This window comes from Acinetobacter sp. A2 (assembly GCF_012371325.1).
GTDB lineage: Bacteria > Pseudomonadota > Gammaproteobacteria > Pseudomonadales > Moraxellaceae > Acinetobacter.
Genome location: NZ_JAAZQX010000005.1, coordinates 80,450 through 102,895 on the forward strand (window position 1 = coordinate 80,450; position 22,446 = coordinate 102,895).

A 22,446-nucleotide genomic window follows, 5' to 3' on the forward strand; every position below is an offset into this window, starting at 1 on the left:
TGGACATGGCAGGCAATAGTATTGGGCAACTCTTCCGTGTAACGACTTGTGGCGAATCTCATGGCGTAGGGCTTATGGCCATTGTAGATGGCGTGCCACCAGGCATTGAACTGTCTGCTGAAGATTTGCAAAAAGATTTAGACCGCCGTAAACCTGGTACATCTAAATTTGCGACACAACGTAAAGAACCCGATGAAGTAGAAATTATTTCAGGCGTGTTTGAAGGTAAAACTACGGGAACGTCGATTGGTTTATTAATTCGTAATACTGACCAGAAATCTAAAGATTATGGCAACATTGCGCAAACGTTCCGCCCTGGACATGCAGACTATACCTATACCCAAAAGTACGGTTTCCGTGATTATCGCGGTGGTGGTCGCTCTAGTGCGCGTGAAACAGCTATGCGCGTTGCTGCGGGAGCAATTGCTAAAAAATACCTGTTTGAAAAATTTGGTATTGTGATTCGTGGTCATGTAACGCAAATTGGTACAGAAAAAGCTGAAAAACTGGATTGGAATGAAGTACCCAATAATCCATTCTTCTGTGGTGATGTAGATGCTGTGCCACGTTTTGAAGCTTTAGTAACATCTTTGCGTGAGCAAGGCACAAGCTGCGGTGCGAAGCTTGAAATTGTGGCAGAAAAAGTACCTGTGGGTTGGGGTGAACCTGTTTTTGACCGTTTAGATGCCGATATTGCACATGCCATGATGTCAATCAACGCTGTGAAAGGTGTAGAAATTGGTGATGGTTTTGCCGTGGCAGAACAGTTTGGACATGAAACTCGTGATGAGCTCACAACGGATGGTTTTTTGGCAAACCATGCAGGTGGTATTTTGGGTGGGATTTCAAGCGGGCAGGATATCCGTGTTGCAATAGCCTTAAAACCAACGGCGAGTATTACCACACCAGGTAAAACCATTAACCTAAACCGTGAAGACACAGACGTATTGACTAAAGGTCGCCATGACCCTTGCGTGGGCGTGCGCGCAACACCAATTGCAGAAGCAATGCTTGCGATTGTGTTAATGGATCATTTTATGCGTCATCGTGCACAAAATGCTGATGTGGTTGCACCGTTTGCACCTATTGAACCAAAATAACGGTCTGATCTAAGATTTTATTTTGAGTTTAAAAAAAGCTAAACCAAATGGTTTAGCTTTTTTTATGCTGAAACATAGCAGACATTCAATAAATAAAAAGAGCGCATTTTACGCTCTTTTTAAAGGATGTTCACTTAATTAACTAAAGAACCAAGTGTAATAACCCCAAATCATCAATGGCCATGCCACAAACGGGCTAAAGAGCCATTTCCAAAACCAGAAGCGTGGAATGAAACCAACGCCATGAACAAAGCCACCAGAAATACCAATCATAATAAACATCATGGCGCGGTGGCTGTATTCACCGTTGGCATCCAGCATTGCTGCTGGATGTAGAAGTAGTACAGCTGCGAGCGGGAATGCCAATAAACATGAAATAACCATCGCAATTTTGTTAGGTTTTTGAACTGTTGTTTCAGCGTTCACTGCAGTGTCTGTCATCTATTTATTCCTCGTCAAGGTCTTGATGAGATTCAATATACAGGGCACTCAAGACACCTGCAAAGCATGCCATCAGAATACCGAGAATCCATGCAAAGTACCACATAATTTATTCTCCTTAGACACAGCCTTAGTAAAGGCTGTGTGAATTATCTTTAATGTGCTTGTTGGTGATAACGCCCCACATTTTGTAGTAACACCAAGTGGTGTACAACAAAATAATTGGTACGAAGATACATGCTGCTACAGTCATAACAGTTAGCGTATTTTGACTAGATACCGCATCCCACATAGTCAAGCTTGCAACAGGGTTGAGGCTTGAAGGCATTAAGAATGGGAACAATGCAAAACCAGCAGTTAAAATTGCACCGATTACCGCTAAAGATGAACCAGTAAAACTCAAACCTGCCTTGCCTTTACCAGCTGCAAGAATAATCAAGATACCGCCCAAGATGCCCATTACTGGCGCAATCATGGTGATTGGGTAAGTTGAGTAGTTATTCATCCAACCAGGGTTACCATTGGTAAGCACTTCTTTAGCCAATGGATTCGCAACGCCATTTGTGTCGTATGGAGTAACAAGGGTATAACCTTCGATACCACCGAAGTATAACCATGCACCTGCACCTAAGAAACACACAAGGAACACAATGCCCATGATTTGTGTTGCTTTAGCAGAGCGTGCACGTAAGTCACCATCTGTACGAAGCATTAACCAAGCACCACCATGCGCACAAAGCATAGACAAGCTCACTAAACCACATACCAGAGCGAATGGGTTTAATAACGCAAAGAAGCTACCTGTATATGTTGAACGTACAGTTTCATCTAGGGTAAATGGCACACCGAGGAACATGTTACCAAAAGCTACACCGAATACTAATGCAGGAACTGCACCACCTACAGCTAGAGCCCAGTCCCAAGATGTACGCCACTTGGTGTTTTCAAGTTTTGAACGGTAGTCAAAACCGACTGGACGCAAGAACAGGGCAAATAGGACTAAGAGTAGTGCCCAGTACATGCCTGAGAATGCAGTTGCATATACCATAGGCCATGCTGCAAATAACGCACCACCAGCAGTAATGAACCAAACTTGGTTACCATCCCAGTGCGGTGCAATCGTGTTGATTGCAGCGCGGCGTTCTTCGTCATTTTTACCTACAAATGGCATGATTGCCATTGAGCCCATGTCGAAGCCATCGGTAAGGGCAAAGCCAATTAGTAGTACACCAACTAGCACCCACCAAATGATTTTGAGTAATTCATATTCGATCATGCTTAAGCCTCCTCATTGGCTTTTTTCGCAGCTTCAAGTTTCTCGAAGTGGTATTTACCAGTATGAAGCGAGCTTGGGCCTAGACGTGAGAATTTGATCATCAAGTACATTTCAATAATCAGCAATACGGTGTAGAACGCAGCCAATGCAATGATTGAGCCCCATACGTCACCTGTGCTGAGTGAAGATGCAGAAAGGTGTGTAGGAAGTACTTCACCAATTGTCCATGGTTGACGGCCAACTTCTGCAACATACCAACCTGTTTGCGCAGCAATCCAAGGTAATGGTAAAGCAAGTAAAGCAAATTTTAATAACCATGGTTTGCTTTCAGCATTGCGTTTCGCAACAGCAAAAGTTGCAAGAGCGAATAACAATAGCATTAAGAAACCAGAAGCAACCATTGCACGGAATGCCCAGAACAAGCTTGGTACGTGTGGAATAGTGTCCGCAGCAGCCATTTTAATTTGTTCGTCTGTTGCATCTACAACGTTTGGTGTATATTTTTTCAACAATAAACCGTAACCCAAGTCTTTTTGAGTTTGGTCAAATGCAGCCTTCAGTTCAGGAGATTGATCGCCCGCACGTAATTGCTCAAGTTGTTGATAAGCAACCATACCGTTACGGATACGCAACTCATGGTTTGCGATCAGGTCTTTAATACCAGTCACTTCTTCAGTCACAGAACGCGTTGCAATAATACCCATAACATAAGGAATTTTGACTGCGTAATCTGTGGTTTGCGTTTCTTCATTTGGAATACCAAATAAAGTGAACGCTGCTGGCGCAGGGTGAGTATCCCATTCTGCTTCGATTGCAGCGAGTTTGGTTTTTTGAACATCACCTAATTCGTAACCTGATTCATCACCAAGAAGAATTACAGAAAGAGTAGATGCTAAACCGAAAATTGCTGCGATAGCGAATGAACGACGCGCAAATGGTAAGTCTTGTTTTTTCAATAAGTAATAGCTTGAAATAGCCAAGACGAAAATTGCACCCGTTACATAACCTGCTGAAACAGTGTGTACAAATTTAACCTGTGCAACAGGGTTGAAAATCAATGCCCCGAAGTCTACAAGTTCCATACGCATGGTTTCGTAGTTAAAGGTTGAACCGACAGGGTTTTGCATCCAGCCGTTTGCAACCAGAATCCAGAGTGCAGACATGTTAGAGCCAAGCGCAACTAACCAGGTGACACATAAGTGCTGTACTTTGGAGAGGCGATCCCATCCGAAGAAGAACAAACCAATAAAGGTTGATTCTAAGAAGAAGGCCATTAAACCTTCAATTGCGAGTGGTGCACCAAAGATATCACCCACGTAGTGTGAGTAATATGCCCAGTTCGTACCGAACTGGAATTCCATGGTTAAACCAGTCGTAACCCCTAAAGCGAAGTTAATACCGAAGAGTTTTCCCCAGAATTTAGTCATATCTTTATAAATTTCTTTACCAGAAATCACATACGTGGTTTCCATAATGGCAAGAATAAAAGCTAGACCTAAAGTCAGTGGAACAAAAATAAAGTGATACATCGCGGTCATTGCGAATTGGAACCGCGAGAGATCGACCACGCTTTCAGAAATCATCAACGTGTCTCCTTGATTGAGGAAGGACTGCTGGCTATACGCTCAGCAACTTGTGAATCAAAATTTTGAGGGATCGTTGGGGCATCAAACCAAATGTTTTTGATAACCATTAGCAACACGACCTTAATAATTAAAATGGCCGTGAGCTCACGAACAACTTTTCTATTTAAATCTTTAGGTACTAAGCTCACTTTTTATAAGCCTGTTTTTTAAACTGTGTTTTATATTATTAAACAAAAACATACAAAAAAAAATAGCCAGCACAATTAAAATAAAAATATATTGTTAATTCTTTTGAAAACAATGGTTTATTTTTGTGTTTTGGTCGATTTTAATTGCTAACTTTGATTAATTCATACTTTACTGAAACACTTGTAATTAATAATTCAAAATCAGACTAAAATACTTATGTTTATTTCTTTATAAAACAAACCAAATTAGTATGAATAAAAATAAAACAAAATTAAGCATTTATGTAAGGCTATTTTTTGGCGGTAATTATATTGATGGTCTTGTTAAAATTTGATGAATTTTTTCTTTCAGTTTTGCGACTCAGTAGGAGAATGAATACTTGTTGATATGGCGTTCTTACATGCTTATATGCCAAGTAGATTGGACTGATTGGGTAGAAATAACATGAAATAGCGATGTTATTTTAAGTAGTACAGAATTTAAAATTGTCAGTGTTATGCATGATAAATAGTTCAAGATCACTCAGTTGTTAGAGCTGAAGCCTATAACTGTGTGGCTTATTGATGTGTAAATAAATTATTTGAATCTGAAATTTTTTTGGCAAGATAATGTGACTTTTTTTTACGAATTAAAATAATTTGTGCCTGAAATTCAAGCTCACCAAATTCAGGTTCAACCTGTACATAGTGTAGTTGTCCAAATTCATCACGAACGCGTGCTTGTGCGGAAAAACCAGGTCGGGCATTGCCACTAGAAATTGTGGCCAAGCGACCGAGTAAATCGACTTGTCTTACGCTGTATTTGGGTTTAATCACCTGATCCAGGCAGTGAATCATAAATACGGTAAAAAATATTGCAATGATCAGGGCAGGAATAATGATGTAATAAGCGGGCACAAAATTTTGTTGTTGCGAATAAATTAAAAACTGTAAGAAATAGCCTGCAACGCTAAAATTCATCAGTAAGAATACAAAAATCAATACTTTGGAGAATTTAACATCTAAAAGGGGCGATGTTGTAATACGCTGTGAAAAAGCACGTTTTAGCAATTGGCTTGGGCGATAATTGAAATAATAACCAATGGTTTCCACAGTACTGAGAATCAGCAACACCACTAAACTCAGGTGAAAAGGCATTAAGTTCAGATCGTATAGAAACTCAAGCATGCGCTAAACTCTTATCGTGATTTTTCATTGTGATTATTATCAATTTGATGGCAGATCATCTATCTATACTTTATCAAAAAGTCTTGCAATAAATGATCTGCACATTTTGGTAGATTGGCTATAGCTAAAAGGTTGCCTTAATCTACCAAATAAATTCCACCATCTGAATGTACACTAATCTCTACTTTTTCGAGTGATTGCCCTAAACAAGGCCCTGAAATACATTCGCCTGTTTCGACCACAAATAGAGCACCATGTGTAGAACACTCAATATATTCCTGATCACGGTCTAAAAACTGGTTTTCTAAAAATTCCAGTTCGACCTGTAAGTGCGGGCAGACATTTTGGTAAGCATAATACACACCATCACGTTGGGTGATAAAAATCGTCTCACCATTCGGTGTGTCGTAAGCACGTGCTTCGCGTTCTGGAATTTCTTCCATCATACAAATTTTATTCATTCTGCAGATTCCTTCTGAATGCTGTGCAAGAGTTTAGCGTAATCTGCAACTTCAAGACGAGGGCCAAATTGAGATACGACTTCACTTGAAATAAGAATGGCAAGCTTGGCAGCAGTTTGGAAATCGAAACCTGCATTTAAGGCATATAAGAATGAACCTGCAAACGCATCGCCCGCACCGTTAGCATCTACTGCATCTACTTTGCGGCCTGGTACTGTAAAAGTGGTTGTACCATCATAAATTAAGGCACCTTGTGCGCTCAATGTAATGACAATGTACTTGCTTTTTTGTTTTAACTGTTCTAACGCAGCTTCAGCTGTTTCTGTACCTGTGTACATCATCGCTTCTTGTTGGTTGCAGAAGAGCAAGTCTATGCCATCATCAACTAACTCATCTAAACCTGCACGGGCATATTGCACCATGGCAGGGTCAGATAAAGTCAGTGCAATTTTTACCTTATTGGCTTGAGCAATTTCGCGCGCTTGTTTTACTGCGGCACGTGCGGTGTCGCTAGTCGATAGATAACCTTCAATATAAAGCCATTTTGCAGTCTTGAGCTGTTCAAAATCAATTTGTGCAGCAGAAAGTTCTGCGGTAATACCCAAATAGGTGTGCATGGTGCGTTCAGAATCTTCACTGACCAAAACCATACAAGTGCCTGTAACACCCTCACTGACTGACTTAGTGGTGGTGTGAATACCTGCTTCATTAAGACCTTTGAGGTAAATGTCACCTAATTCATCATTTCCAACGCGACATGCATAGAATGCTTGTCCGCCCAAAGCACTGAATGCTACTGTTGTATTTGCTGCAGAACCGCCCGAAGCTTGGCCTTTATGTCTTTGCGTTTTAATTAAGTTGTTGTATAAATTTGCTTGTGTTTCACCATCGGTTAATTGCATAGTACCTTTTTGCAAGCTATGTTGAATGAGGAAGTCATCCGAGACTTGAAATTCTTGGTCAATTAATGCATTACCAATTGCAAAAAGGTCAACAGTTGCCATGTCTTTAAATCACAGTCAAAATTAAAAACGCTAAGTTTACACCAATGCTCAGGATTGCTGTAGTTTCATGAATAAAATTCAGTTGAATGAATGATATTGATGGAAAATAGGGGTTTAGCAGAGTTATCAGGAAGGTTAGATGAACATCGAAATTAAAGAAGCACAGGAATTACCAGCGCAAATACAGACTTTGGCAAAACATGCTGCTCAGGAAGGCTTTGATTTTGTCCATCGTTTAATTGAAGAATGGGAAAGTGGCAAAAACCGCTTTGATCAGCCTGGTGAATTCTTACTGTTTGTTTATGATGGCGAACAATTGGTTGCTTGCGGTGGCTTAAACCAGCAGTGGAATGAGCAAGATATTGAAAGTCGCATCGGGCGGGTTCGTCGTTTCTATGTTTTACCAAATTACCGTAAACATGGTGTGGGTAAGCAGTTATTGCAACATTTAGAGAAAAAAGCACGTGCCAATTTCTCTGCGCTGTGCCTGAATACAGATACTAAGTCTGCAGCACATTTCTATCAAAAACAAAATTATGTGTATGTTGAGAATCATCCAAACTATAGTTATTTTAAATACCTGATTTAGTTTTTTGCAGTAGCAAAACCCGACTTGTGCTGCACTTTGTTGATACTTTGCAAATTTCAATCAATTTAGTCGGGTTTTCAACGTGAATTATAGGGAGAACTAAAGCTATAATGGCTTTAGTTTTTTTATTTGCTTATTTAGGAGATCACATGACTGTAGATGTCACTGAAACCATTTCCCAGACTGTACATCCTGCGTTTCAGTTGGTACGTCAACACCATGTTGAAGCCTTAGACATTTTAGTGTCTGAATATAAACATAAAGTTACAGGTGCGGTGCATTATCACTTGGCGACAGATCATGATGAAAATGTATTTCTAGTTGCATTTCGCACCCAGCCAATGGATTCCAAAGGCGAGGCGCATATTTTAGAGCATACTGCGCTATGTGGTTCAGAAAAATTTCCTGTACGTGACCCGTTCTTTTTAATGATTCGTCGTTCATTAAACACCTTTATGAACGCATTTACCGCTGCAGACTGGACGGCGTATCCATTTGCGACACAAAACAAAAAAGATTTTCAAAACTTACTTTCGGTATATATGGATGCAGCTTTTGCAGCCAATTTAAATCCTTTGGATTTTGCACAAGAAGGTATTCGCATTGAGCTAGAAAATGGTGAGCCTGTTTATAAAGGCGTGGTTTTTAATGAAATGAAGGGGGCAATGAGCTCGCCATCCGATCAGTTGTATCATCAATTGGCTTATCATTTATTCCCTGAGACCACCTATCACTACAACTCAGGCGGCGACCCGAAAGACATTCCAGATTTAAGTTATCAGGAGTTAGTCGATTTTTATAAGTCGCATTATCATCCAAGTAATGCGGTATTTATGACGTTTGGTAATACGCCTGCATACGATTTACAGGAACAGTTTGAACAATTGGCCTTGGCGAAATTTGAGCAGGGGCAAACGCTGTATTCTAAGCCAGAACGTCGCCTTGCTGCGCCTGTTGCAGTTACAGAAACTTATGCTGTTGATGCAGAAGAGCTGAAGGATAAAACTTACCATGTCTTAGCGTGGTTATTGCCTGAAGCCAGTGATATTAAATTGCGTTTGGGGATGCGTTTAGTTGAAGGTGTTTTGCTTGAAAACTCTGCTGCACCATTACGCCATTATTTAGAAACTTGGGCGCATGCACAATCGACAGGCCCGTTGATGGGTGTGGATGACTCCAATTTTGAAATGACATTCTTCTGTGGTGTGCAAGGTTCAAACCCTGAACATGCAGCCGAATTTCAGGCAGGTGTATTAAAGGTTTTACAAGACGTTGCTGCAAAACCTGTAGATACTGCTTTGGTCGATGCAATTTTACATCAGATTGAATTGCATCAGCGTGAAATTAATGGCGATGGCATGCCGTACGGTTTGAGCTTGATTTTAAATGGCTTGAGCAGTGCCATTCACCACAATGACCCAATTCAAGTTTGGGATGTAGATTCTGCAATTGAACAGGTTAAAGAAGAACTCAAAGACCCAATGTGGTTGTCACAGTTAATTCAAACGCATTTAATTGATAACCCGCATCGGGTACAAATGACGTTGGTGCCTGATGCAGAAAAATCGGCCAAAGATGCTGCACTTGAAAAAGCACGTTTGGCAGAGATTGCTGCACAATTGACTGAAGAGCAGAAAGCCGAAATTGTAGCGCAAACAGAAGCTTTAAAAGTCCGTCAAGACACCCCAGATGATTTAAACTTGTTGCCAAAAGTTGGTTTGGAAGATGTGCCAGCTGCTTTGCATATTGTACAAGGCGAACTACGTGAAATTATCAGTAACCGCATTGATTATCCGTTAAATTTATATCATGCAGGTACCAATGGTATTTACTATCAACAAGTGTTGATACAAATTCCAGATGAAATTGTACAGTCGCCATACTTTAACTTGTTATCTATTTTAATGGGCGAAGTCGGAGCGGGAGAATACAATTATTTAGAATTGCAACAACTCCAAACCGCAGTTAGTGGTGGTTTGGGCATGGGCGCATCGTTACGTTCTAAAGTGGATGACAAAAATCAGATTAGCGCATGGCTTACTTTAACCACCAAGTCTTTAGTGAATAATTTAGAAGCGATTCGTCTGCTAAAACTTGCATTTGAACAATTACGCTTTGATGAAAAAGACCGCATTATTGAGCTGTTACAACAACGTAAAACCCGTTGGCAGTCACGTTTGTCGGGTTCAGGGCATAGTTATGCTATGCAAATTGCGGGACGTCAGCATAGTGCTTTAGCGCAGCGTGATTACAACAATACAGGTTTAGGTGCATTAAACTGGTTGGCAGATTTGGTCGGAAAAATTGAAAAAGATGAAGCCGAATATGCCAAATTAATTGCTGAATTGCAGTTGATTCACAATAAATTGTTGCAAGCACCAAAACAGTTCTTATTGGTATGTGAAGAGCATCAATCAGATCGTTTGGTTGAAGAAATCCAAGAAGTTTGGGATAAACTCACTGTTGCTGAAAACACAGCCACATTAACCCAAGTAGATGTCGATCAATCTACACAAGATCAGGCATGGTTGATTCAGGCCAATGTGCAATTCTGTGCTGCGGCATATCCTGCTGTAGAAGTTTCACACCCTGATGCTGCACCATTAATGGTATTGGCTGCATACTTGCGTAATGGCTTCTTGCATAGTGCAATTCGTGAGAAAGGCGGTGCTTACGGTGGTGGTGCAAGTTATGATGGCAATGCTTGCTCATTCCGTTTCTATAGTTATCGTGACCCACGTTTAGCTGAAACGTTTGCAGACTTTGAAGCGAGTATTGATTGGTTATTGGACGCAGAGCAATTGCCACATCAGCTTGAGGAAGCGATTTTAGGCTTAATTGCCAGTATGGATAAGCCGGGTTCGCCTGCGGGTGAAGCGATTACTGCATGTTATGCTTTGTTACACGCACGCACACCTGCCTTCCGTACCGTATTACGTGAGCGTTTGCTGGCGGTAACTTTAGACGACTTAAAACGTGTTGCAGAGCAGTATTTACGTCAGCAGCTGGTTTCTAAAGCTGTGGTTGCGCCTGTAGCAAAACGTGAAGCGTTAATAGCACTTGGTTTTGAAATCAAACAAGTGAACTAAAGCTTTAAATGAAATCAAAATAAAAACTAAACCATTGGGGTGACCTATGAGCGCGTTCAAAACCTTTGAACGTACAACACTAATGCTGAGTGTAAGTACACTCAGCACAGTGTTTGTGGCAAACAGCTATGCACAAGACCCAGCAACACTGATTGCACCTGCAACACCTGAAGCATGTGTGGCTCTTGAGGCGAATGCTGATCGTCTGGCTTGTTATGATGCTTTATTTAAAATTCCTGAAGCAGAAAAAACAGCGTTGATCAGCGAACGTCAAGCTGCTCAGGCACTAGCGCCTGAACCCGAAACGGTGACAGAAAAAATTGCAGTAAGCGTAAGCAATTTATTTTCTTTTGATGCACCTAAACTGGATCCAAATGTTTCTTTGCTGGATAAGCGTTGGGAACTTTCGGCAGACAGTAAGTTGGGTACATGGAATTTACGTGCTTATCAGCCTGTGTTTTTAATGCCCGGCTTTTGGACCAGTGATAAAAATGAACGTCCTCAAAGTTTAAATGAGCAAAACACAGTGCAATTGGGTGAGGAGCAGAATCTCACTTCAATGGAAAGTAAATTTCAGCTTTCTTTAAAAACCAAAGCGGTAGAGAACTTGTTAGGGAATAATGGAGATGTCTGGTTAGGATATACCCAGTCTTCTCGCTGGCAAGTTTACAATGGTGATGAGTCACGTCCGTTTCGTGAAACCAATTATGAGCCTGAAGCCAGTTTAATGTTCCGTACCAATTATCAGCTTTTTGGTTTACATGGGCGTTTGATGGGGCTGACGCTGAATCATCAGTCCAATGGTCGTTCAGACCCTTTGTCACGTAGCTGGAATCGAGTAATTTTCAATCTTGGTTTTGAAAAAGACAATTTTGCTTTGATGTTGCGTCCTTGGTATCGCATTGAAGAAGACCGCGCTGATGACAACAACCCAGATATTAAAAACTATATCGGGCGTGGTGACATGTTGGCATTTTATCGTTGGAAAGAGCATGACTTTTCTTTGATGTTACGTCATAGCCTAAAAGGTGGTGATGACTCACACGGTGCGGCACAGTTTGATTGGGTTTTCCCGATTAGTGGTAAGTTACGTGGTCATTTCCAATTGTTCGATGGTTATGGAGAAAGCTTGATTGACTATAATCACCGTGCAACCTATGTGGGTTTAGGTGTTTCATTAATGAATTGGTTTTAATGACCTAGCATTGATTTAAAAACGTTTTTAACTGAATTTAAAACGCCAATCTTGAAGATTGGCGTTTATTTTTCTATCGCATGTGTTTGTTTTATCCAACCTGAATATCTGCATTAGGGTGTTTAAGACGGCTTTTTTGTGGTGTCGCAATTAAATAGGCCAAGGTCAGAGGCCCTAGACGTCCTGCAAACATCAGCAGCATTAATACAATTAAACTGGCAGGTTGTAATTCGCCTGTGACACCACGAGATAAACCTACCGTGCAGGCAGCAGAAACCACTTCAAAAAGTAAATCCAAAAAATTTTGCTTAGGTTCAAATAGAAGTAGGCTGAAGATACCGATTGTAATCAACATTCCTGTAATGCTGACCACAGCCAATGCTTTAAAAGTCGTCCGTTCAGGTACGGCATGATTAAATACACGAACTTCATCTGAGCGTCTTAAAAAGCTGATCACACTTAAAACGACAATAATAAATGTACCCACTTTAATGCCACCTGCGGTACTGAGCGAACCGCCACCAATAAACATCAGCAACATGGTGAGTAGGGTGCTGGCATTTTGCATGCTGGTCATATCTAAACTGTTGAAGCCAGATGAACGCGGCACGGTGGCATGGAACCAAGCATTGAGGGCTTGGTCGCCAATACTCATCGCAGCAAGGGTATGCGGATTGCTGGCTTCAATGGCCCAAATCAGCAAAAATGCGACGAGGTTTAATCCTGCAATAGTAGAAAGAATGAGTTTGCTATTGGGTGAAAGTGTTTTCCAGCGTTTGGCTCGTTTAATATCCATGAGTACCACAAAGCCTACACCGCCAATAATATAGAGCATACTAATGGTAAGTGTAATCAAATACTGATCTGCAAAGCTCATTAAGCTATTGGGAAATAATGAAAAGCCGCCATTATTAAATGCAGACACACTATAAAAAGCAGCATAGAAAAAGGCATCTTGAAAAGGGTAATCCTGCATCCAAGCGATCGTTAGAATTAGTGTGCCAATGCCTTCAAAAAACAGTGAATACAGCAATACACCTTTAATGGTCATTGCTACTTTAGACAGATTGGTTTGCCCAATCGTGTCTTGCGCCATAATTTGTTGTTTGAGTCCAATTTTAGCGGACAAACTTAAAACCGCTAAAATTGCAAAGGTCATAAAACCTAAGCCACCACATTGTAAAAGCAACATAATGACCATTTGCCCAAATACGGTATAAGCATCACCAATATTGACCACAGATAGTCCTGTAATGGTTACTGCAGAAGTTGCAGTAAATAGGGCGTTAATCCATGTCATATCACCATGATGTGAAATAGGTAATTTCAGCAGAATGGTACCAATACAGATAAAGCTTAAAAAGCCTAGCGCTAAAAGGCTAGGCGGGCTTAAATTGACCGTTTTTACAGGGAGCTTAGATGATGTTTTCATTCTGATTTAAATTGTTTAGATAAGCGTTTGAGCGGTTCAAGTCGCCCTTCAACAACCAAAATGTCACCAGTTTGTAGCATTAAATTGGATTCAAGTGTATAGAAAATGGTTTCAGCACGTTTGAACAATAAAAGTTTAACTTCTGGGGCATGTGACATCAGACTCTGAATACGTGTGCCGTGCAAGTTGTCTTTAATTTTTACTTTTACAATGAAATGGTCGTCATTCAGGCTCATATAGCGACTCACCATAGGATAGCTTAGCGATTGTGCAATCCGCACGCCCATATCTTCTTCTGGGTGAATAATTTTGGTAACACCTAAATGGGTTAAAATCATGGTATGTGCTTTACTTTTGGCTTTCACGTATATTTTAGTGATGCCCATATTCTTTAAATTGAGAACACATAAAATACTGGCTTCAATATCTTCACCAATTGCGACAACCACAGCATCACAATTTTGAATGTTCAATTCTTCTAAAACGTGCTCATCAGTGGCATCAGCAATGACCGCATGGGTAATTTGATCGGCAATGTTTTCTACAAATTTTTTATTGCTGTCTATGCCAATAACATCGTGGTTTAACTTGACCAGTTGCGTAGCAACCGTGGCACCAAAGCTGCCTAAACCAATGACTGCAAATTGCGCCATAGCATTATCCTGAAAAAGTGTTTTATTGTACGTGAGCTGTGATTTATTTTGCCTGAAGCTGCGTATTTTAAATACGCTCAACAGAGATGAATATTTTAAAATAATTCCTTGTGTCACACTGTAGCATTATGACTAAAAAACCGCCTGAATCAGCGGTTTTTTTGTAGATGGGAACAAATCAGCAAATTATTTTAAGAAGCGTTGATAGCCTAAGTTATTGGTAATTTCTGCGTATGGATAAGTGATATTTTCCAACGTTTCAATTAAACCATCTGGGTTCTGTTTGGCATCCGATGCTTCTAAACCAACCAATACACGACCTTCTGCTGCACCGTGGTTACGGTAGTGGAACAAGGTAATGTTGTGTGTTGGGCCTAAGCGTTCTAAGAAGGTGAGTAACGCGCCTGGACGTTCAGGGAATTCCACACGGAATAAACGCTCATTTTCAATATCGGCATGACCGCCTACCAAATAACGAATATGCAGTTTGGCAACTTCATCATCAGATAAATCATCTACATCGTACTGAGTTTTAAGTAACTCATAAATGTCGTGGCGTTCTTTTTCACCTGATTTTAAGCTAATGCCGACAAAGACCTGTGCAGCTGTGGCATCACTGGCACGGTAGTTAAACTCAGTGATGTTGCGGCCTTGTAGTGCACGGCAGAAGTTGAGGAAAGCGCCTTTTTCTTCAGGAATGGTCACCGCAAAAATTGCTTCTTTATGTTCGCCCAGTTCAGTGCGTTCAGCAATGTAGCGCAAGCGGTCAAAGTTCATATTGGCGCCACATACAATGGACACAATATTTTTATTTTGCAGTTGATGCTGCTCGACGTATTTTTTGATACCTGCCAATGCCATTGCACCTGAAGGTTCAACAATACTACGGTTTTCATCAAAGGTATCTTTAATTGCGGCACAGATTTCATCGGTATTTACCAAAACGACATCGCGCTCAACAATTGGCCCAGATTGATCTGATTTTTGCAGTTGCAGCACTTCAAATGGTTTTTCACCAATTTGTGCGACGGCAGTACCATCGGCAAATAAACCCACTTGCGGTAAAATCACACGTTCATTGGCTTCAAATGCGGCTTTTAAACAAGCCGATTCATCATATTCTACAGGTATGACTTTGACATGTGGTGCAACATCCCCCAAATACGCCGCAACACCAGCAATTAAACCGCCCCCACCAACAGCAACGAAGACATATTCTACATCACGCCATTGACGTAAAATTTCATTGGCAATGGTGCCTTGACCTGCCATGACCAATTCATCGTCATACGGTGGAATAAAAGTCATGCCTTCGTCTTTGGCACGCTGAATTGCATATTTATTGGCAACATCAAAAGAGTCGCCATGTAACACCACTTCACCGCCTAAGCGTTTCACCGCTTGTACTTTAATATCGGGTGTGGTCTTAGGCATGACGATAATGGCACGAATACCCAATTTTTGCCCAGACAGAGCTACACCTTGTGCATGGTTGCCAGCAGAAGCGGTAATCACACCTCGTGCAAGTTGCTCTTTGGGTAATTGACTGATGCGGTTGTAGGCACCACGTAATTTAAAAGAGAATACGGGTTGTAAGTCTTCACGTTTAAAGCGGATGTTATTATTTAGTTTTTCGCTAATTCGTGGCGCTGCTTCGAGTGGGGTTTCGATTGCAACATCGTAGACTGTTGCTTGTAAAATTTGTCGAACCAAACGAGACAGCATGTTAATCTTCCATCTAACAGTTTAAAATAAGGGGTTATTGTAACAAACCCCTGCACATTTGCGCTGTAAAATCGGCAATAAATGTCAAAAATAGTTGAGTGAAGTCATGAGTCTGTATGCTACCCAAGATGAAAAGAAGCAAGCCGCTGCAAAAGCAGCTTTAAAACATTTGCCTAAAGGCGGAATTTTAGGGGTGGGAACAGGCAGTACGGTGAACTTCCTGATCGATTTATTGCCTGAATTGCAACTTGAGGCTGCAGTGGCAAGTTCAGAAGCGACGGCTGAGCGTTTAAAAAAGCTTGGTATTGAAGTTGTAGATATGAATTCTGTAGGCAGCCTAGATGCGTATGTCGATGGTGCAGATGAAATTGATCGTCACATGCACATGATCAAGGGCGGTGGTGCGGCGTTGACCCGTGAAAAAATTGTGGCATCTATTGCACGTAAGTTTATTTGTATTGTAGATGATTCTAAATGGGTAGAGCAGTTAGGGCGTGAGTTCCCATTGCCAATTGAAGTGATTCCAATGGCACGTTCTGCGGTAGCACGTAAAGTTGTGGCTTTAGGTGGTGACCCTGCTTACCGTGAAGGTGTAGTGACCGATAACGGCAACGTGATTTTAGATGTATATAACCTGAATATTTTGAATGCGTTGGAATTAGAGAAAACGCTGAATGATATTCCTGGTGTCGTGACTAACGGTATTTTTGCGATTAATAAAGCCAATATTGCGATTGTTGCAACCAATAACGGTATTGAAGAGCGTACCGCAGTTTAAGGCATATAAATTTATATAAACCGTTATGTAAATTGAGTTTTGATTTATATTTTTCTCTAATGAAAGTTTCCTTTTCTTTGTAAGGAAAGGGAACTTTTCAATATTCATTTTACGACAAACATTTTACAACCAAGACCGAATCTTTATAAATCATCAAAATCACTGAGAGTAGAGTATTTGCTTGAGTAAAGATAATTCAAATACTAATAAAAATATGATTTCCAGCTTACCTGAAATTCAAATCACACCACATGCAAGAGCAACACGTTTACGTTTACGTGTCGAACCGCATCAAATTCGTTTAACTGTGCCAAAGCATTGTACCCAGCGACAAATTCAGGATTTCTTGCAGCAATCTGAACAGTGGATGATAGATGCTTGGCATAAACAACAGGCGCAGCAAGGACTTGTTCAGCGTGAATTGCCAAATCAGTTGTCACTTTTTGATTTGGCTGAGCCTTTAAATATTCGTTATCAAATCCAAAAACACAGTTTTATTTTAGATTTAAAACTGCATTGTCTTTTTATTAGTGACCGCCAGCCCGCAGCATATTTAAAAGCTTTTGTGATTGCTTATGCCAAACAGATGTTGCCTGCATACTTGCAAACGGTGAGCAATGAAACAGATTTTCCGTTTAAACAGTGTGCGGTTCGTCAGCCCAAAACGCGTTGGGGCAGTTGTAGTGCGCAACAGCATATAATGCTAAATAGTGCTTTGGTTTTATTTCCTAAACAGATTGTGCGTTATGTGAGTGTGCATGAGTTGGCACATACACGGCATTTTGATCATAGTGCGAAGTTTTGGGCAGAGGTGCAGCGGCATGATGCGCACTATTTGCAACACCGTAAACAGCTGAAAACAACACATTTGCCTTGGTGGTGGTATGAATAAAAAAAGCCAACACGTACATTACATGGCTGTGCTGTAATGAAGAGGTGTTGGGCGTATTGTTTATAATTAAATGTATTTTTCAATATAAAATCAACAGAATAAAGAAAAGCCTTAAAACCCAAGTAAAACAGTTTAGAAAACCAAAACTTCCTGTCATACTATAGCGTTAGCTTAAACATGCTTTTGAATTGAGGTAATGCACGTGATTTCAGTTGGTATTGTCGGTGGTACAGGTTATACAGGCGTTGAATTATTGCGTCTTTTGCTACGACACCCAAATGTAAAAGTAAATGTACTGACTTCACGTACAGAAGCGGGTCGCCGTGTAGATGATATGTTCCCAAGTCTACGTGGACATACTGACCTTTGCTATTCCGATTTAAACATCGAAGAATTAAAACAGTGCGATGTAGTGTTCTTTGCTACGCCGCATGGTGTTGCTATGCAACATGCTGCGGAACTTGTTGCCGCCAATACAAAAGTGGTCGATCTTGCTGCAGATTTCCGTTTGCAGGATTTAGCACAATTTGAAAAATGGTATGGCATGCAGCATGCCTGCCCAGAAATTTTAAAAGATTCGGTTTATGGTTTATCTGAACTTAACCGTGAACAAATTAAACAAGCGCAAGTGATTGGTAACCCTGGTTGTTATCCAACCACGGTACAGCTTGGTTTAGCACCATTGTTTAAACAAGCTGAAGCTTTAGTGAAACCTGAAAGCATTATTATTGATGCAAAATCAGGTGTATCTGGTGCAGGCCGTAAAGCCAGTCTGGGCATGATTTACTCTGAAAATGCAGATAACTTTAAAGCCTATGGTGTTGCGGGGCATCGCCATCATCCTGAAATTGTAGAAGCACTAGAAAATATTTCGGGTCAAAAAAATGTGTTCAATCACATATTATTTGTACCGCATTTAGTGCCGATGATTCGCGGTATGCTCAGCACCATTTATGTAGATTTGACTGATGCTGGCGATGCAGCAGATTTACAAAGCTTGTATGAGCAGTTTTATGCCAATGAGCAATTTGTAGATGTAATGCCAGCCAACAGTTCACCAGAAACACGTTCAGTACGTGGCGCCAACCAGTTGCGTATTGCGTTGTATAAACCTCAACCAAAAAAATTGGTACTTTTGGTTGCACAAGACAACTTGGTGAAAGGTGCAGCAGGGCAAGCCGTACAAAATATGAACCTGATGTTTGGTTTTGCTGAAAACGCAGGACTTGAGGTGATTGGTTTATTACCATAAAACACGTTTTTCAACTTCACACACATTTAGATTTCGATTTAAATGTGTGTTTTGAATGAATCAAAACAAGAGATGACGATGCATAACTCTGATACTGAAACCACGTCACAGTCGAATTCAACCACGACACCATCTGCGCCACCACCAGAAAAAAAGCCATTTCTTGAAACAAATGCGCCTTTAGCGATTGGTGCTGCAATTTTAATTTTAGGCAGTGGTTTTTTAGGATATTCAGTTGGACATCGTCAAGGCTTAACAGTGGTGGGTTATGATGCTGATGCTGAACAACTGGTTGAAGTGGTTCAGGAACAGAAAACCCGTTTAGAAAGCCTAAATAAAAGTTTAAATGCTGCAGTGCAAGAGCGTGATGTTGCGGTGAGTAACTCGAATGACTTATACGAAGCATTTACGCAAGCGACTGAAGATAAGCAACGTACTGAGGGAATGAGTGCGATCTATCGTGAAGTATTGCGTCAGCGTGGAGGTTTGAGTCTGACTGTACAGAATTTAGGGGTAAAACCTTTACCTGAAAATGCCTATGAATATCAGGTCGATTTAGTACAAGTCAGCCCAAATAAACGCCGTGCAAGCGGTACAGTCGAGTTGCGTTTAATTCAGGGCACAGAAGTATTGGTTATTCCAATGGAAGACAGTAATTTTAATTTTGATAATTATGAGCGTTTAACGGGACGCTGGACAATGCCAAAAGGCTTTAATCCAGATTTTATTGAAGTCCGTGTCAATGGCTCAACGCCTGTCATCAAGCGTTTCAGTTGGAGTAAGGGCAAAGCTGTGGAAGCCGATTCAGCATTTATTGCTGAAATTCCACAAGCAGAAGCCAGTGCTCAATAATGTGTGATATGTAAAACTTATGCGAACCCAGAAACGATCTATTTGTTTAAACGAAATTAAAAATAATTTTCATCAATCTGGCTATGTCGATTGGCATTTAAGCCCACGTTTGGCGGTGGATGATGAAGGGCATGAAGATGATGGCGACATTGCAGTTCAGACTGCACCACCACAATTAAAGCGCCCACCTTTGTATGCTGTCGTTTTAATGAACGATGATTACACCCCAATGGACTTTGTAATTGAAATTTTACAACAATACTTTGCAATGAATCTTGACCAAGCCACCCAAGTAATGCTAACTGTACATTATGAAGGAAAAGGTGTCGCAGGGGTCTATCCGCGGGACATTGCGGAAACGAAAGCGAACCAAGTCAATAATTACGCTCGATCACAAGGTCATCCATTACTTTGTCAGATTGAGCCTAAAGATTAAGGGGGTTGCATGCTCAGTCGTCAATTAGAAGTATCATTACGTTTGGCTGTTAGCATGGCTCGTCAAAAGAGACATGAGTTCTTAACGGTTGAACATTTATTATTGGCTTTATTAGATAACGATTCTGCAGTTAATGCGTTAAAAGCATGTGGCGCAGACGTTGTGGTGCTGCGTAAAGAATTAGAAGAATATGTAGAACAACATACCCCTAAACTTGCTGAAAATAGTGATCAGGCGCCACATCCAACCGAAAGTTTTGACCGTATTTTGCAGCGTGGTATTTTCCATGTGCAATCTAGCGGTGGTGACCGCACCGTTGAAGGTGCAGATATTTTAGTGGCAATGTACTCTGAGCGAGATTCATTTGCGGTGTATTTGCTTAAACGTCATCAAATTAACCGTTTGACTTTAACGCAATACCTATCACACGGGACCCGTAAAGATGAAACACAAGCTGAAGAAGAAATTGAAGAGTTAGATGGTGAAAGTTCAAGCTCTGCCAATGCAGGCCCGCTTGAGCTTTACACGCTGAATTTAAATACTGAAGCTCAAAAGGGTAAAACTGATCCTTTAATTGGTCGCGAAAAAGAAATTGAGCGTGCTGCACAAATTTTGTGTCGTCGTCGTAAAAATAACCCATTGTTGGTAGGCGACCCAGGCGTGGGTAAAACTTCCATTGCCGAAGGTTTGGCTTGGTTGATTGTGAATGGTAAAGCACCAGCACCATTGGCCAATGCAGAAGTGTATAGCTTAGATATTGGTGCTTTGGTTGCAGGAACGAAATATCGTGGTGATTTTGAAAAGCGTTTAAAACAACTATTAAATGCCTTGAAAAAGAAACCTGATGCGATTTTATTTATTGATGAAATTCACATGATTATTGGTGCAGGCTCGAGCATGGGCAGCACTATGGATGCGTCAAACTTAATTAAACCTGCGTTGGCAAATGGCACTCTACGCTGTATTGGCTCGACTACATTCCAAGAATATCGTCAGGTATTTGAAAAAGATCATGCGCTGTCACGCCGTTTCCAAAAAATTGATGTCAATGAACCTTCAATTTCAGAAACGGTTGATATTTTACGTGGTTTAAAATCGAAATTTGAAGAATTTCACCATGTAAAATATGACGATAAAGCCTTGGTGTCTGCGGTAGAGCTATCGGCTAAATTTATCAATGACCGTTTCTTGCCAGACAAAGCCATTGATGTGATTGATGAAGCGGGTGCACAGCGCCGTTTAAGAGCCGAGCAGGATGACACTTTAATCACAGTTGAAAACATTGAAGATATCGTGTCGAAAATTGCACGTATCCCACCTAAAACTGTATCTAAAGATGACAAGAGCGTACTTGAACATTTAGAACGTGATTTAAAACGTGTGGTATTTGGGCAAGATGAAGCCATTGAAGCTTTGGCATCTGCAATTAAACTGTCACGCGCTGGCTTAAAAACACCAGACAAACCAGTCGGCAGCTTCGTTTTTGCAGGCCCTACAGGCGTGGGTAAAACTGAAGTGACCAAGCAGTTGGCCAAATTGTTAGGTGTGGAATTAGTACGCTTTGATATGTCTGAATATATGGAGCGTCATGCGGTTTCACGTTTAATTGGTGCGCCTCCGGGTTATGTAGGCTTTGATCAGGGTGGCTTACTCACTGATGCGATTCATAAAAACCCGCATTGTGTGTTGTTGCTAGATGAGATTGAAAAAGCACATCCTGATGTATTTAACTTATTGCTGCAAATTATGGATCACGGCTCATTGACCGACAATAATGGTCGTAAGTCAGATTTCCGTAATGTGATTTTAGTACTGACTACCAATATTGGTGCAGAAAGTATTTCACGAGTCAGCATTGGTTTCATGGATCAAGACAACAGTAATGACAACCAAGAAGCAATGAAAAAAGCCTTCTCGCCAGAATTCCGTAACCGTTTAGATGGTGTGATTCAATTTAAGGCGCTACCAACTACCGTGATTGAAAATGTAGTAGATAAATTCTTGACTGAATTACAAGCTCAATTGGATGATAAAAAAGTCATTCTTGAGGTCGATCAGGATGCACGTGAATGGATGGCTGAGCATGGATATGATCGCTTGATGGGCGCGCGCCCAATGCAACGCCTGATTCAGGAACACTTGAAGAAACCATTAGCAGAAATGATTTTATTCGGTGAATTGGCTGAACAGGGTGGTAATGTCGCTGTTTCTGTGAAGAAAGAGAATGGTAAAGCGGTTGGTTTGAAACTTGAAGTATTTGAAGATCAAACTGCTGAACCAGCTTAACGTTTATATTGCATTATCATGAATGAAAATAACCCATGTTCAAC

The 22,446-nt window shown here is 40.9% G+C and carries 21 protein-coding genes; 10 read left to right on the forward strand and 11 right to left on the reverse strand.

What is annotated here, in order from left to right; genetic code table 11:
* The first annotated feature begins 5 nt into the window (after positions 1–5).
* Positions 6–1,100, forward strand: a complete 1,095-nt coding sequence (gene aroC / locus HHA43_RS03475; RefSeq protein WP_168460685.1) for a chorismate synthase — start codon at positions 6–8, stop codon at positions 1,098–1,100.
* Between the two features lie 138 nt (positions 1,101–1,238).
* On the opposite strand, the gene HHA43_RS03480 is transcribed toward aroC, so the two are convergent.
* The 8 genes from HHA43_RS03480 to HHA43_RS03515 form a co-directional block, all read right to left on the reverse strand.
* Complete coding sequence (locus HHA43_RS03480) at positions 1,239–1,541, reverse strand: cyd operon YbgE family protein (RefSeq protein ID WP_019837288.1); 303 nt, start codon at positions 1,539–1,541, stop codon at positions 1,239–1,241.
* A gap of 4 nt (positions 1,542–1,545) precedes the next feature.
* A complete protein-coding gene (gene cydX / locus HHA43_RS03485) occupies positions 1,546–1,647 on the reverse strand; it encodes a cytochrome bd-I oxidase subunit CydX (protein ID WP_004860610.1) in 102 nt (33 codons plus the stop codon).
* 24 nt (positions 1,648–1,671) lie between these two features.
* Positions 1,672–2,817 carry a cytochrome d ubiquinol oxidase subunit II gene (gene cydB / locus HHA43_RS03490; protein ID WP_168460686.1) on the reverse strand — a complete coding sequence of 382 codons (1,146 nt, stop codon included), beginning with the start codon at positions 2,815–2,817 and terminating at the stop codon, positions 1,672–1,674.
* 2 nt (positions 2,818–2,819) lie between these two features.
* Positions 2,820–4,400, reverse strand: a complete 1,581-nt coding sequence (locus tag HHA43_RS03495; protein WP_168460687.1) for a cytochrome ubiquinol oxidase subunit I — start codon at positions 4,398–4,400, stop codon at positions 2,820–2,822.
* Entirely contained in the window at positions 4,400–4,591 is a 192-nt protein-coding gene (gene cydP, locus HHA43_RS03500; protein ID WP_019837291.1) for a cytochrome oxidase putative small subunit CydP, read from the reverse strand. The genes HHA43_RS03495 and cydP overlap by 1 nt, the downstream gene beginning before the upstream one ends.
* 558 nt (positions 4,592–5,149) lie before the next feature.
* Positions 5,150–5,758, reverse strand: a complete 609-nt coding sequence (locus HHA43_RS03505; RefSeq protein ID WP_168460688.1) for an OB-fold-containig protein — start codon at positions 5,756–5,758, stop codon at positions 5,150–5,152.
* Between the two features lie 137 nt (positions 5,759–5,895).
* A complete protein-coding gene (locus HHA43_RS03510) occupies positions 5,896–6,204 on the reverse strand; it encodes a Rieske (2Fe-2S) protein (RefSeq protein WP_171525236.1) in 309 nt (102 codons plus the stop codon).
* A gap of 11 nt (positions 6,205–6,215) precedes the next feature.
* Positions 6,216–7,223: an adenosine kinase gene (locus HHA43_RS03515; protein ID WP_168460691.1), complete on the reverse strand. Its 1,008-nt coding sequence runs from the start codon at positions 7,221–7,223 to the stop codon at positions 6,216–6,218.
* Positions 7,224–7,362: 139 nt separating this feature from the next.
* On the opposite strand from HHA43_RS03515, the gene HHA43_RS03520 reads away from it, so the two are divergent.
* The 3 genes from HHA43_RS03520 (at position 7,363) to HHA43_RS03530 (ending at position 12,096) form a co-directional block, all read left to right on the forward strand.
* Positions 7,363–7,812, forward strand: coding sequence for a GNAT family N-acetyltransferase (locus HHA43_RS03520; protein ID WP_131260878.1), 450 nt, complete (start codon positions 7,363–7,365; stop codon positions 7,810–7,812).
* Between the two features lie 149 nt (positions 7,813–7,961).
* On the forward strand, positions 7,962–10,901 hold the full coding sequence (locus HHA43_RS03525) for an insulinase family protein (protein WP_168460692.1): 2,940 nt from the start codon (positions 7,962–7,964) through the stop codon (positions 10,899–10,901).
* A gap of 46 nt (positions 10,902–10,947) precedes the next feature.
* Positions 10,948–12,096 carry a phospholipase A gene (locus HHA43_RS03530; RefSeq protein WP_168460694.1) on the forward strand — a complete coding sequence of 383 codons (1,149 nt, stop codon included), beginning with the start codon at positions 10,948–10,950 and terminating at the stop codon, positions 12,094–12,096.
* A gap of 91 nt (positions 12,097–12,187) precedes the next feature.
* Here the strand turns inward: HHA43_RS03530 and HHA43_RS03535 are convergent, their stop codons facing one another.
* The 3 genes from HHA43_RS03535 to ilvA all read right to left on the reverse strand — a co-directional run bounded on the left by HHA43_RS03535 (position 12,188) and on the right by ilvA (position 15,906).
* Positions 12,188–13,528, reverse strand: a complete 1,341-nt coding sequence (locus tag HHA43_RS03535) for a TrkH family potassium uptake protein (protein WP_168460696.1) — start codon at positions 13,526–13,528, stop codon at positions 12,188–12,190.
* Positions 13,525–14,181 carry a potassium channel family protein gene (locus tag HHA43_RS03540; RefSeq protein WP_168460698.1) on the reverse strand — a complete coding sequence of 219 codons (657 nt, stop codon included), beginning with the start codon at positions 14,179–14,181 and terminating at the stop codon, positions 13,525–13,527. Before HHA43_RS03540 ends, HHA43_RS03535 begins: the two co-directional genes overlap by 4 nt.
* Before the next feature lie 186 nt (positions 14,182–14,367).
* Positions 14,368–15,906 (reverse strand): threonine ammonia-lyase, biosynthetic, encoded by a 1,539-nt coding sequence (gene ilvA, locus HHA43_RS03545; RefSeq protein ID WP_168417367.1) that lies wholly within the window; start codon positions 15,904–15,906, stop codon positions 14,368–14,370.
* A gap of 106 nt (positions 15,907–16,012) precedes the next feature.
* Between ilvA and rpiA the strand changes: the two genes are divergently transcribed.
* The 6 genes from rpiA (at position 16,013) to clpA (ending at position 22,402) form a co-directional block, all read left to right on the forward strand.
* Positions 16,013–16,684, forward strand: a complete 672-nt coding sequence (rpiA, locus tag HHA43_RS03550) for a ribose-5-phosphate isomerase RpiA (RefSeq protein WP_168460700.1) — start codon at positions 16,013–16,015, stop codon at positions 16,682–16,684.
* A 214-nt stretch (positions 16,685–16,898) separates the two neighbouring features.
* The gene (locus HHA43_RS03555; RefSeq protein WP_168460720.1) at positions 16,899–17,576 is read left to right on the forward strand and encodes a M48 family metallopeptidase; all 678 of its coding nucleotides are present in this window, start codon (positions 16,899–16,901) and stop codon (positions 17,574–17,576) included.
* Between the two features lie 196 nt (positions 17,577–17,772).
* Positions 17,773–18,828: an N-acetyl-gamma-glutamyl-phosphate reductase gene (gene argC / locus HHA43_RS03560; protein ID WP_171525230.1), complete on the forward strand. Its 1,056-nt coding sequence runs from the start codon at positions 17,773–17,775 to the stop codon at positions 18,826–18,828.
* A gap of 78 nt (positions 18,829–18,906) precedes the next feature.
* Positions 18,907–19,680, forward strand: a complete 774-nt coding sequence (locus HHA43_RS03565) for a DUF6776 family protein (protein WP_168460704.1) — start codon at positions 18,907–18,909, stop codon at positions 19,678–19,680.
* Between the two features lie 19 nt (positions 19,681–19,699).
* Complete coding sequence (gene clpS / locus HHA43_RS03570) at positions 19,700–20,116, forward strand: ATP-dependent Clp protease adapter ClpS (RefSeq protein ID WP_168417363.1); 417 nt, start codon at positions 19,700–19,702, stop codon at positions 20,114–20,116.
* A gap of 9 nt (positions 20,117–20,125) precedes the next feature.
* Complete coding sequence (gene clpA / locus HHA43_RS03575; RefSeq protein WP_168417362.1) at positions 20,126–22,402, forward strand: ATP-dependent Clp protease ATP-binding subunit ClpA; 2,277 nt, start codon at positions 20,126–20,128, stop codon at positions 22,400–22,402.
* Positions 22,403–22,446 lie beyond the last annotated feature (44 nt).

Bases quoted from the DNA above. Each gene is read 5' to 3' on its own strand.
- aroC (WP_168460685.1), top strand. From the start codon at position 6: ATGGCAGGCAATAGTATTGGGCAACTCTTCCGTGTAACGACTTGTGGC.
- HHA43_RS03480 (WP_019837288.1), bottom strand. From the start codon at position 1,541: ATGACAGACACTGCAGTGAACGCTGAAACAACAGTTCAAAAACCTAAC.
- cydX (WP_004860610.1), bottom strand. From the start codon at position 1,647: ATGTGGTACTTTGCATGGATTCTCGGTATTCTGATGGCATGCTTTGCA.
- cydB (WP_168460686.1), bottom strand. From the start codon at position 2,817: ATGATCGAATATGAATTACTCAAAATCATTTGGTGGGTGCTAGTTGGT.
- HHA43_RS03495 (WP_168460687.1), bottom strand. From the start codon at position 4,400: ATGATTTCTGAAAGCGTGGTCGATCTCTCGCGGTTCCAATTCGCAATG.
- HHA43_RS03505 (WP_168460688.1), bottom strand. From the start codon at position 5,758: ATGCTTGAGTTTCTATACGATCTGAACTTAATGCCTTTTCACCTGAGT.
- HHA43_RS03510 (WP_171525236.1), bottom strand. From the start codon at position 6,204: ATGATGGAAGAAATTCCAGAACGCGAAGCACGTGCTTACGACACACCG.
- HHA43_RS03515 (WP_168460691.1), bottom strand. From the start codon at position 7,223: ATGGCAACTGTTGACCTTTTTGCAATTGGTAATGCATTAATTGACCAA.
- HHA43_RS03520 (WP_131260878.1), top strand. From the start codon at position 7,363: ATGAACATCGAAATTAAAGAAGCACAGGAATTACCAGCGCAAATACAG.
- HHA43_RS03525 (WP_168460692.1), top strand. From the start codon at position 7,962: ATGACTGTAGATGTCACTGAAACCATTTCCCAGACTGTACATCCTGCG.
- HHA43_RS03530 (WP_168460694.1), top strand. From the start codon at position 10,948: ATGAGCGCGTTCAAAACCTTTGAACGTACAACACTAATGCTGAGTGTA.
- HHA43_RS03535 (WP_168460696.1), bottom strand. From the start codon at position 13,528: ATGAAAACATCATCTAAGCTCCCTGTAAAAACGGTCAATTTAAGCCCG.
- HHA43_RS03540 (WP_168460698.1), bottom strand. From the start codon at position 14,181: ATGGCGCAATTTGCAGTCATTGGTTTAGGCAGCTTTGGTGCCACGGTT.
- ilvA (WP_168417367.1), bottom strand. From the start codon at position 15,906: ATGCTGTCTCGTTTGGTTCGACAAATTTTACAAGCAACAGTCTACGAT.
- rpiA (WP_168460700.1), top strand. From the start codon at position 16,013: ATGAGTCTGTATGCTACCCAAGATGAAAAGAAGCAAGCCGCTGCAAAA.
- HHA43_RS03555 (WP_168460720.1), top strand. From the start codon at position 16,899: ATGATTTCCAGCTTACCTGAAATTCAAATCACACCACATGCAAGAGCA.
- argC (WP_171525230.1), top strand. From the start codon at position 17,773: ATGCACGTGATTTCAGTTGGTATTGTCGGTGGTACAGGTTATACAGGC.
- HHA43_RS03565 (WP_168460704.1), top strand. From the start codon at position 18,907: ATGCATAACTCTGATACTGAAACCACGTCACAGTCGAATTCAACCACG.
- clpS (WP_168417363.1), top strand. From the start codon at position 19,700: ATGCGAACCCAGAAACGATCTATTTGTTTAAACGAAATTAAAAATAAT.
- clpA (WP_168417362.1), top strand. From the start codon at position 20,126: ATGCTCAGTCGTCAATTAGAAGTATCATTACGTTTGGCTGTTAGCATG.